Genomic DNA, 12,383 nt, shown 5'->3' on the forward strand with positions numbered 1-12,383 from the left:
TGCTGTGGTTCTGCAGGAGAGGGTTTCACGCGTTAATGAAGATTACATTATTCAGTACACTTTGGTCAACAGGAATGGAATAAAAGTCAGCTTTTTAAATTACGGAGGAGTCATCACCAGGATTATTGCCCCTGATAGATTCGGTCAATTCGAAAACATCGTTTTAAGCCATGAACGCATAGAAGATTATTTCTCAAATGAACCTTACTACGGAGCCTTGGTAGGAAGGGTGGCAGGAAGGATAAGCAATGCGGAGTTTGTGATGGACGGTGTAAGGTACCATTTAACCAAAAATGATGGCAATAACAGCATACATGGAGGTTTGAAGAATTTCAGCCACGTCCTGTGGGCCTGTAGAGTCAAAAGGGAAAATGCGGTGGAGCTGTCATATGAAAGCCCCGACGGTGAGGAAGGATATCCTGGGAATTTAAAGGTAAAGGTTACTTATGAGCTAAATGACGAGGATGAATTCATTATAAGTTATTCAGGCGTTTCCGACAGGAAAACACCCTTTAATCCCACAAGCCATAGTTATTTCAACTTAAGCGGTGATGATAAAAGGGATATACTGGACCATCACTTGATCATAAGCAGCAGCAGATTTCTGGAATTGGCGAAGGACTATTTGCCCACAGGCAAAATAATGCCCGTAGAGGGAAGTGTTTTCGATTTCAGAAGAGGCAGGACGATCAGAGATGCGGTAATGTCCGATGATGAGCAAACAGTGCTGGCTAAGAAGGGATTAAACCATCCGTTTTTGTTGGACAAGGAGGGGAATTACGATGTGATTTTAAGCGATAGCGCCAGCGGCAGAGAGATGGCTGTTAAGACAGATGCGGTGGGGGTGGTAATATATACGGGCAGCGAGTTACCTCCTGAAAAAAGATATCATGGCATCTGTATTGAAACGCAGGGACTGCCGGATGCGGTAAATAATTCTTCCTTTCCATCAATCGTAATACGGGAAGGTGAAAAGTTCAACACATCAACAATATTTAAATTTGGAGTAAAGTCTGACAATAGCATAGCTTTAAAAAAGGAGAGGATATAAATGAGTTGGGAGAAAAGAGTAAAAGTGTGGGAAGAGGTTGTCAAAATACCGACCTATCCGGTAGGGAAACCGGACAAGAATCCCATGTTCCTGGAAAAGAGGGTGTATCAGGGAAGTTCCGGCAAAGTATATCCGCTGCCGGTCATAGATAAAATTTATGACCATAAGGAAGAAAAGGAATACAAGGCAGTATTTTTAGAGAATAAATACATTAAAGTAATGATACTGCCGGAGCTTGGAGGAAGAATCCAAAGAGCCCTGGACAAGACAAACAATTATGATTTTGTATATTACAACCGGGTGATAAAACCGGCCCTGGTAGGCCTGGCAGGTCCCTGGATATCCGGAGGAATTGAATTCAACTGGCCCCAGCACCACAGGCCCAATACCTTCGGCCCTGTTGACTATAAGCTGGAAGAGAATGATGACGGAAGCTGCACCTTATGGGTAAGCGAAATCGACAGGATGTATGGGACAAAAGGAATGGCAGGTTTCACCCTGTACCCTGATAAGGCTTATATTGAAATTAGGGGGCAGTTATACAACAGGACTGCAGAAAATCAAACCTTTTTATGGTGGGCAAACCCTGCGGTGGCAGTAAATGATCATACCCAATCCGTATTTCCGCCGGATGTTCACGCTGTATTTGATCACGGCAAAAGGGATGTTTCCAAGTTCCCCATTGCAACGGGTGTATACTACAAGGTGGACTATTCTGCAGGAGTTGATATTTCAAGATACAAGAACATTCCTGTGCCTACATCCTATATGGCATATCACTCCGATTACGACTTTGTGGGCGGATATGACCACAGTGTTAATGCCGGAATTCTTCATGTGGCCAACCACCACATATCTCCAGGAAAGAAGCAATGGACATGGGGCTGCGGAGATTTCGGAAAAGCTTGGGACAGAAATCTCACTGACGAGGACGGCCCATATATCGAGCTGATGACCGGAGTCTTTACTGACAACCAGCCGGATTTCAGCTGGCTGAAGCCATATGAGGAAAAGACCTTTAAGCAGTATTTTATGCCCTACAAAAATATCGGCATGGTTAGCAATGCCAATATTAATGCAGCAGTGAACCTTGCTATGGAGGGCAATATTGTAAAAATAGGAGCATATGCAACTTCCGAATATGAAAATGTGACTGTGACCCTCAAGGGAAAGTATGGAGAATATGTAAAAGAAAAAATCAGCATTTCTCCGGAAAACACCTATCATAAAGAAATAGCAGTCGATGCCGGGGAACAGGAGCATTATTTAAAGGTGGCTTTGGTAAAGGAAGATGGTAAGGAGCTTATTTCATACCAACCAAAAGAAAAGAGCATTGAAAAAATTCCCGATCCGGCCAAGGCGATTGGGCAGCCCAAGGATTTGAAGAATAATGAGGCTTTGTACCTGGCGGGTATCCATATTGAGCAGTACAGGCATGCCACCTATGAGCCGGACCCGTATTACCTGGAAGGCCTGGTCAGAGATCCTGAAGATATTAGAATCAACAATGCTTATGGAGCCTTATTGTTAAGAAGGGGCAATTTCAGTGAAGCGGAAAAATATCTGAGGCAGGCTGTTAAAACTTCCACCCGGCATAGTCCCAATCCTTATGACGGAGAACCTCTGTATAATCTTGGTTTGGCACTGTTATACCAAGGTAAGCTGGACGAAGCTTATGCCAAGTTTTATAAAGCTACCTGGAATGCCGCATGGCAGGACAGCGGTTTCTTTTCCGTTGCACAGATCGACTGCAAGAGAGGGGATTATGAACTTGCTTTGGAGCATGTAACCCAATCCATAATAAAAAACTATCATAATGTCAAGAGCAGAAATCTCAAAACGGCCGTTCTCAGGACTCTCGGCAAATTACCTGATGCTGAAAGATTAGCTTTGGAAACTGCAGAAATAGACAAATTGGATTTTGGGGCTAAAAATGAGCTGTATAAGATAGCTTTGGCTCAAGGCAAATTTGCGGAAGCAGACGGAATTTTGGAGGAGCTTACCAAGCTGATGAGAGGTGACGTCCACAATTATATTGCATTGGCTCAGGAATATGGAAATGCAGGCTTTTATACGGATGCTGTGGAAATACTGGACAGATATATCATACAGAGCTCCAATGTATATCCGATGGCATACTACTATAAGGCATATTATTTGGCAAAGGGTGGACATGAGGAAGAATCAGAAAAGTACTATATGCTTGGGGACAATGCCGACTCGGATTACTGCTTCCCCAACAGCCTCTGTGATCTGCTTGTGCTGGAAGCCGCCACAGCAAGGAAAAACTGCGGCAGCAAAGCGTTTTATTACCTGGGCAACCTCCTGTATGATAAAAAGCAATATGACAGAGCGGTGCTGTGCTGGGAGAGGTCTGCAGAAATTGATGATACCTTCCCAACAGTCTACAGGAATCTGGCCCTCGCTTATTACAACAAGAAAAAAAGCCCTGAAAAGGCAAGAATGTGTCTGGAAAAAGCCTTTGAGCTTAATAAGAAGGATGCCAGAGTGCTGCTTGAATTGAACCAGCTTTACAAGAAGATCAATATACCTTATGAGGAGAGATTTGAGCTCCTTAACAAGCATCTGGAAATTGTTGAAACAAGAGATGACCTGTATATCGAATATCTTACTTTGCTGAATTTGAGGGAAGAATACGAGAAGGCTCTGGAGCTCATGCTTAAAAGAAAATTCCATCCCTGGGAAGGCGGAGAAGGAAAGGTTACAAGGCAGTATGTTTATGCCAATATGGAAATCGCCAAAAAATTAATGAACCAAGGCAAAAATGCTGAAGCCTTGAGCTATTTGTTCAATGCCTTGAAATATCCGGAAAACCTGGGAGAGGGAAAACTTGCCGGAGCCCAGGACAACGATATACATTACTACATCGGCTGTGCTTATGAAAAACTGGGTGAAACGGAGAAGGCTACAGAATTCTTTGAGAAGGCTTCAAAGGGTCTGGATGTACCGGCCAGCGCCATGTACTACAATGACCAACCGCCGGAGACCATATTCTATCAAGGATTGGCATTGTTAAAGCTCAATAACGAGGAGGCTGCCAGGGGAAGATTCAATAAGCTCATAGACTATGGCGAGCAGCACCTGTTTGATGATGTCAGGATAGACTACTTTGCCGTTTCGCTGCCCGACTTTTTAATCTTCGACGAGGACTTAAACAAGAAAAATCAAATTCACTGCTATTATCTCATGGGCTTGGGCAATTTGGGCCTAAAAAAAGCTGACAAAGCCAAAGAATATTTTGACAAGGCTTTGCAGTTGGATGTAAACAACCAGGGTGTGATAATCCACTCAAAGATCAAAATATGAAGGTGAACTCAGAACAGGCATTTTGGTATATAAAAATCATATATTGATATTTCCTTTTCACTTCTTTTATTTAACAATGGTGTTATAAGGGGAATTAGCACCGTTTGAAATGGGAGGTATCAATAATATGAAAAAAAGGCGGAAGACAGCAATTGGTTTGTCTGTTGGAGTTTTAGCCGCAGTTATTGTCCTGGCCGCAGTCTTTGCGTTTCTGACGAGGGGGATAAATGTAAAAAGCGGCCAGGCCAATGTCGTACTGAAGGAAGATAAGTTACTCATAGGCAATGATGTACTGTCAATAAATTATGATATTTCCAAAGGAACGTATGATTTTAATTACAGAGGAAAGCAGATCATCGGATATTTGGAGGCATCTGTGGTTGTGGACGGCAGGACGTATATCACAGGTGCTGCAAAAAAGCGCAGTGTCGTAAAAGAGAAAACCAAAGCCGTGGAAGACGCATTCGGAAATGGTGTGACAGTCGCTGTAGACAATGATTTTGATGATGTGCATATCCTTCAATATTTTACGGTTTATGAGGATAAACCCTATGCAATTCTTCAAACGGAAGTTGAAGGCAAGAAAGGGGATGTTTCCACAAACCATATTTCACCGGCGACATTTAAGATGCCGGAAGGAGCCTGCCAAAATATTGATATAGGCAAAGCCGAAGATATGCGGGTGCTTTTCGTCCCGTTTGACAATGATAAATGGGTTAGGTACGAATCCAATACCTATTCCATGGCACACAAGAGTTATGAAGTCACTGCCGTATATAACGCGGTAGAAAGGCAGGGGCTGGTCATCGGTTCGGTGGACCATGATACCTGGAAAACAGCGATTGACATCCAGGGAGAAAAGGAAGGAATCACATATCTCGAGGTATACGGAGGAGCGGCCGATGATCAGACCCGGGATACACAGCCCCATGGTTTTGTTTCAGGCAGGACGGTAAAGTCCCCACGGATATTTATGGGAATGTTTGAGGATTACTGCAAAGGGCTGGAGGAATACGGCAAAGCCAATGCCGCACTGGTAAAGCCGCTTGAGTGGAGCGAAGGTGCAATTTTCGGCTGGAATAGCTGGTATGCGGCTTCAAACCATATTGATGCCGATACCTTTCTTAACGCTGCGGATTTCATAAAGCAAAAGCTGCAGCCGGAAGGCTTTGGCAGTGATGATGGCGCCGTATACATCAACTTTGATTCTTTCTGGGACAATTTGAGTGAGCGAGAGCTCATTGATGCTGTGGAGCATGTGCATGCCCAGGGCCAGAAGGCGGGAATCTACTGGACGCCCTTTGTCTATTGGGGCAATGACCCTCTTTGGCCTGTAGAAGGAGGAGAGGGTGCGACCTATGGAGAAATCCTGCTTAAGGATAAAGACGGAAATACGCTCCCTGCCATAGCCGGGGGCCTGCCGATAGATCCCACCCATCCGGCTCAGATCAAGCGTATGGAATACCAGCTGGGCAAATTTGTTGAGTGGGGCTTCGATTATATCAAATTGGACTTCCTGACCCATGGGGCGTTAGAAGGGGAGCATTATGACAAGAGCATAACAACAGGCATACAAGCTTATAACTATGGCATGCAAAAGCTCAATGAGCTGCTGTCGGAAGAAAAAGCCGGCCGGCCGATATTCATCTCGGAATCCATAGCCCCTTTGTTTCCTTACCAATATGCCCATGCCCGACGCATAAGCTGCGATGTATTCAATGAATTGAAGGACAGCGAATATATGCTTAATGCCATGACTTACGGGTGGTGGCAGAAGGAATTGTACCCCTTTCTTGACGGCGATATGATGTGCCTGCACAAAAGGGATGGAGGGGTGTTTGCAAAATATGAGGAAGCCCTGATGCGTGTCAATTCCAATGCGGTTACAGGGGGGTTATTCCTGTCGGGAGACAATTTCAACTATGCGGCAGCATACAAAGCGGCACCGGAAAACCTTCCCGGGACGCCTGAGGCGGTGGAACGGTCTTTGGAGTTGCTGACAAACAAATATATAGTTGACATAATTAATAACAAGAAGGCCTTTTTGCCGGTGGAGGGCAATAAGAGGAATGGAGCGTCGGATATCTTTGTTTTGCAGGAAGGAGACAGGGCTTATATTGCCGTATTTAATTACTCCATAGATAAGAGCAAAACAATGGATGTGGATCTGGGCCGGGCAGGTTTGGACGCAAAAAGGGAATATGAGGTACTGGATATATGGAGCGGAAGTAAAACAAAAGCATCCGGGAGCTTGAATGCTGAGCTTGCACCGGGGGGATCCACAATTTTCATCTTGCAATAAAACTTGGTTTGACAGATAATACATCTGAATAGAATCGTCGCCTGTTGATATGACAGCTGGGTAAAAAAGGTGAACCACCTTAGCATATGCAGTTAGTTTCGCATCCACTTTTATATCTATGATCTATGGGGGAATTTAAATGTATAAGCTTTTGCTGGTAGAGGATGAAAAGATACTGCTTGAGGACTTGCGAGACAGCGTTGACTGGATATCTATGGGAGTTGAAGTGGTTGGCACCGCCTGGAACGGAAGCGATGCATTGAAGAAGGCGGAGCAGCTTCAGCCGGACATCGTCATTACGGATATTAAAATGCCTGTCATGGATGGCCTGGAGCTGGCAAAGCGACTCAAAGAAAGGGACAACGGAATACAGATCATCTTTATCACCGGATATGATGAGCTGCAATATGTGAAAACCGCGCTGGAAGTGGAGGCGGTGGGATATCTGCTAAAGCCTTTTAATTTCTCCGAGATCAGATACGTTCTAGACAAAGCAAAGCTGCACCTTGCGACCCAGAAAGATGCCGAGTACGGAAGGCGAGCACAGGAGGAAGCAAAAATACGGAATTTGCTTCTTGCTCCAAAGGATGGCGATTTCAAGCCGGGTGAAGATTTTATTGTCATGGTGGCTTCAATAGATAATTACCAGATTGTGCTGAAAGAAAAGGGTAACACTGCAATGCAGGAGTTGGTGAACGGTGTGCAGCTGCTCCTGGAAGAAGCGCTAAAAAGGTGTGGCCACCAATACAAGCTTTTATCGCTGGAGGAAGGGCGGTACTTTATTGCCGTATCCCCCAAGCATGAATTTGTGGATTTAAGCATAACAAAGTGGAAAATTCTGAATGACCTTATCAAAAAAGAGCACAATGTCACACTTTCCATCGGACAGTGCGACAGACAGGTGAAATTAAATAAGTTCTCAGAGGCATATCATCAAGCGTTATCAGCACTGGGCAACCGATTCTTTTTGGGTCATGGTCAGATAATGATATCTTCGGCATCAAGTGTGCGTACCACAAGTAATTTACGCGAGATTCCTGAAATTGAGGAGGAAATTATTGATGCTGTTTGCCATAACCAACGTGCTGAAGCGATAAGCTACCTGGAAAACTATTTTGAACTGTTTCGTACCGAAAAGACCCAACGGGATATTGTAGTTGTTGGCGTATATAATCTTATAAACCGTCTATATGAGTATTTTTACAAGCTGGACAAAAACCCGGATGCGGTATTGCGGGAAAAAGGGGAGATTTTGAGCACCATAGAATGTTATGATAACATAATATGCATGCACAATTATGTAAAAGGTAAGCTGAATTCCATATTTGACCGGTTCTGTACCGATATGGATGCGGATCACTCCCACAGTGTCGTTGCCCGAGTAAAGCAATACCTGGAAGAGCATTATGCAGAGCCTATTACTATTGAAAACATATCCCAGGAGATGTATTTGACGCCCAGCAGATTGCGCAGCGTGTTCAAGAATTATACCGGAAAAACCATCCATGATTATCTGACGGATTTGAGGATGAGAAAATCCCTGGAGCTGATCGGGGATCCCGCAATCCGCATCAAGGATGTGGCATATGGTGTGGGATACGAAAATGTTTCATATTTCTGCATACTCTTTTCCAAATATTACGGCATGTCTCCCGGTCAATACAGGGATAGGCTGCTGGAGAGGCAAGTATAGGTACTAAGGTCAGGAAATGAAAGGCGGTACATGGGGAATGTATAATAAAATAGTGCTTCCCGTACGTAACTTTTTTCAGAAGGTCAGCTATCAGCACAAGCTGTTCCTTATTATGTGCATCACAGTACTATTTATTTCCATATTCAATTATGGCTATTTGTACTCTGTCATAAAAAACAGGCTTTACGCTTCCGCCTATGACAATCTGGCCGTATCTACAGATCAGCTGGCAAACAATATAACTGCAAAGCTTGAGTATTTTTCCGGCCTTAGCAATACCATATACTCCGATTATCAGGTTATGCAGCTTCTGACCAATGAATATGTTGATCCTGGGCAATATGTGGACTTCTATCAATTTATAGGAAAGTATATACAGCGCTTTATGGCGGCCGACCCGTATATACTTTCCATTACTTTTTATATAGACAGTAATAAAATTCCGCCTGACATGAAATACATCAAGCCTATTGAGCAGCTTGAAGGCTCCGCGCTTTTCGATGATGTGAACGAGGCACGGGGAGGGATAGTCTATGGTCCGGCAAGCCGGTGGGAAGAAACGACGGTGGGAGAATCAAGCTCCGGAACGGGATCGGGCATGAGTTATTCCTTCAAGCTTGTGCGGCTTCTTAATTATTATACCTATGGTTCCAACTATGGCATCTTGTCCATTGATATTGACACCCGGGACCTGCGGAGAATGTTTGAAAATGAGTTGAATAACAAAGATATTTTTATAGTTGATGCCGAAGGTGCTATTATTGTATCAGGAAACTCATCACATACGTCCAGAAAGCTGGTGGATGTTGTGGATATGGAAATGACGGGACTTAAAGACAGAAGTTATACCACCATATTTTTTAATGGTGAGCAAAAGCTGACTACATGCAGGCAGTTGAAAAACGGGTGGAGGGTTGTTGCATTGACCTCCTACACAGATGTGGTGCGCAATATAAACCAGTCCCTCCTGAGGATGTTTGTTGTAAGTTTGGTTATACTGGGATTATCCTTTTTTGCCTTCTACGTGATATCTTATTTTTTTACGCGGAAGGTAAAATATCTGATCCGTCTGATTAAAAACGTGGAGTCGGGGGATTTTGACATAAAGGTGATAAATGCCGGAGATGATGAACTGGGAAAGGTCATATCGGCTTTCAGCAGAATGGCGAAAAAGGTGAACCATCTGATGAAGGAGGTTTACGAAAAGGAGATAATAGGAAAATCCACGGAGCTGGAACTTCTACAGGCACAGATAAATCCCCACTTTCTGTACAATACTCTTTCGTCGATGGCAGCGCTGGCCAGACGCTATCATGATGAAAGACTGACGGGTATGGTTATATCCCTTTCGGACTTTTACAGGATTTCATTGAACAAGGGAAGAAAAATCATCACCGTGCGGGAAGAGATTGACCTTACGCGCAGCTATCTGCGCATAATGATGTATCGTTTTGAAGGATTAATCCATTCGGAAATTCACTGTGAGCCTCAGGTGATGAATTATGTTACCCCGAAGTTCATTTTGCAGCCCTTTGTGGAAAACAGCATCAATCACGGCATTTCCGGTGACGAAGGCATACGTATTTTTATATCGGCCGAAGAGAAGGAGGATAAGCTGATCTTTACCATAACGGATGATGGATGCGGCATGACGCCCGATGTAATTGAGAAGTGTTTGAACGGGCCTTCATCGGGAAGGGGATATGGGATACGGAATGTGCAGCAGAGAATAGCCATGCTGTATGGAGACAGTTATGGCATCGATATTGATAGTTCCCCTGGTAAAGGGGCTAAAGTAACTATATACCTTCCTCTGATTCGTCAGTAACAGCGATTATGGACAAGGGGCGGCTAACACCGGTATTTGGCGTTAGCCTGGCCTTTTTTAGCCCATCGGAAAAGGTCTTTTCTTTTTCGCATATCAAATCAAGTCATTTTGGGATATAATGTGCAAAAATTAATATTTAACTGCCTTCGCAGGGTTTATATAATAAAGTTGCAAATCAAAGAAAGCTGTTCTTTCTTCTGATTGAAGTATACTTTTATTTAGCGAAAGGAGAACAGTATGTCTGTCGAACTGGGAAACACAGTAAGCTTAAACAGGACGAAAATCCATAAGAATTCACTAAAAAGCAGAATCCTGAAACACAAATATCTTTACATTCTCATACTTCCGGGTATCATATGGGCGCTGGTTTTCTGCTATGCTCCGATTTACGGCCTTTATATGGCGTTTATAAATTACATTCCTGAATCTAATTTCTTCCAGTCTTTTATAAGAAGCGAATTTGTAGGATTGGACTGGTTCAAGTTTTTCTTCCAGACCGGTGACTTTTTAAGGATATTGCGCAATACGCTTGCCACAAGTGTTTTGACATTGGTAATAAGCTTTCCTGCACCTATAATCCTGGCTCTGGTGCTGAATGAATGCCGTGCGCTGATTTTTAAGAGGATGGTTCAGACAGTATCTTATCTTCCCCACTTCATTTCGTGGGTCATAACAGCTAACATATTTCTCACCATGATGTCTTCCGGAGGAGTTATAAATCAGCTTTTGATGTCAATGGGGCTAACGAAAGAACCAATAATGTTTTTCCAGGACGGCAAACTGTTTTGGCTCCTTCTTGCCATAGCTAATACATGGAAGGGCATGGGCTACTCATCAATAATTTATCTGGCGGCTATAACTTCCATTAATGATGAATTATATGCTGCTGCCAGTATAGATGGTGCTAATCGTTGGCAAAGGATGATATATATAACATTGCCTTCAATAATGCCCACAGCGGCAGTTATGTTGGTATTGTCCGTGGGAGGACTGCTCAATGCCGGATTTGAACAGCAGCTGCTAATGGGAAATCCTACGATTCTGGAATACTCGGATGTTATTGACACCTATTCTTACCGGTATGGGTTTGGTAGCGGAATGTACTCCTACGGAGCAGCAGTTGGATTGTTTAAGTCGCTGGTAAACTTCATTCTGCTGATGATAACCAATTTTATTGTAACTAAGATACGTGGAAGAACATTGCTATAAAAAATGCAAAAGGAGATGTTATAATGAGTGGCTTTACTGATTCAATTGCTGGGAAAAAAAGAAAATCCTCTATTCAAATCGGTTCGTTGATATATGACGGTGTTATTTGCTTCATCCTTCTGTTGGTTCTTATTGCGTGCTTTTATCCGTTTTGGTATATATTAATACTATCTTTGAACGACGCGACCGACAGCCTAAAAGGCGGACTGTTCCTGTTTCCTAGGGTATTTACCATAGACAGTTACATTTCTGTGGTCAACAATGGTGAGTTTTTGCATGCGGCATGGATCTCCCTGGCAAGAACGGTAATAGGTACATTGTACTCCCTGTTTTTTACCACGCTGCTTGCTTATGGGATGAGCAAAAAAGATCTGGTTGGAGCTAAAGCCATTTCCGTATTTTTTATCATAACCATGTATTTTGGCGGCGGTCTGATACCTTATTATATGGTCCTAAAGGCCATAGGCCTGATTGATACCTTTTGGGTATACATTATTCCTGGGGCTATAAGTGTTTATAATATGATACTGATCAGGATTTATATAGAATCGCTGCCGGCAGAGATGGAGGAGTCGGCAAAGCTGGACGGGGCAAACGAGATAACCATCCTGTTTAGGATAATAATCCCCCTGTGCATGCCTGTATTGGCAACAGTATGCCTGTTTTTTGCCGTAGGTCAGTGGAATTCCTGGTTTGATACCAATTTGTATACTTACAGCAAGAAGCTTAAAACCTTGCAGTTTCTGTTGGTGCAGATATTAAACAACTATGACCTTGGCAGCATGCAATCCCAGGCGGAATTGCTGGCGAAGGCTACAGAACGAAAAACTACTTCGAGCGATTCTGTCAGAATGGCAACGACTATGGTGGCTACCCTGCCTATAATCCTTGTTTATCCGTTTCTCCAGAAGTATTTTGTTAAAGGTATAATGATTGGTGCTGTAAAAAGCTAGAACTGAAGCGGTTTGACCGT

Annotated in this window: 7 protein-coding genes; all 7 read left to right on the forward strand. The window is 43.5% G+C overall.

Annotation, left to right across the window (positions count from 1 at the left end; genetic code table 11):
* Positions 1-4 precede the first annotated feature (4 nt).
* Complete coding sequence (locus CDO33_RS20370; RefSeq protein ID WP_103081829.1) at positions 5-1,051, forward strand: aldose epimerase family protein; 1,047 nt, start codon at positions 5-7, stop codon at positions 1,049-1,051.
* Positions 1,052-4,378, forward strand: a complete 3,327-nt coding sequence (locus tag CDO33_RS20375; RefSeq protein WP_103081830.1) for a tetratricopeptide repeat protein — start codon at positions 1,052-1,054, stop codon at positions 4,376-4,378.
* A gap of 127 nt (positions 4,379-4,505) precedes the next feature.
* Positions 4,506-6,680: an alpha-galactosidase gene (locus CDO33_RS20380; protein ID WP_103081831.1), complete on the forward strand. Its 2,175-nt coding sequence runs from the start codon at positions 4,506-4,508 to the stop codon at positions 6,678-6,680.
* 139 nt (positions 6,681-6,819) lie between these two features.
* Entirely contained in the window at positions 6,820-8,373 is a 1,554-nt protein-coding gene (locus CDO33_RS20385) for a response regulator transcription factor (protein ID WP_103081832.1), read from the forward strand.
* Positions 8,374-8,410: 37 nt separating this feature from the next.
* A complete protein-coding gene (locus CDO33_RS20390; RefSeq protein ID WP_161496536.1) occupies positions 8,411-10,201 on the forward strand; it encodes a sensor histidine kinase in 1,791 nt (596 codons plus the stop codon).
* A 237-nt stretch (positions 10,202-10,438) separates the two neighbouring features.
* On the forward strand, positions 10,439-11,410 hold the full coding sequence (locus CDO33_RS20395) for an ABC transporter permease (RefSeq protein ID WP_103081834.1): 972 nt from the start codon (positions 10,439-10,441) through the stop codon (positions 11,408-11,410).
* 23 nt (positions 11,411-11,433) lie between these two features.
* Complete coding sequence (locus CDO33_RS20400) at positions 11,434-12,363, forward strand: carbohydrate ABC transporter permease (protein WP_103081835.1); 930 nt, start codon at positions 11,434-11,436, stop codon at positions 12,361-12,363.
* Positions 12,364-12,383: the final 20 nt, after the last annotated feature.

The organism is Clostridium thermosuccinogenes (assembly GCF_002896855.1).
GTDB lineage: Bacteria > Bacillota > Clostridia > Acetivibrionales > DSM-5807 > Pseudoclostridium > Pseudoclostridium thermosuccinogenes.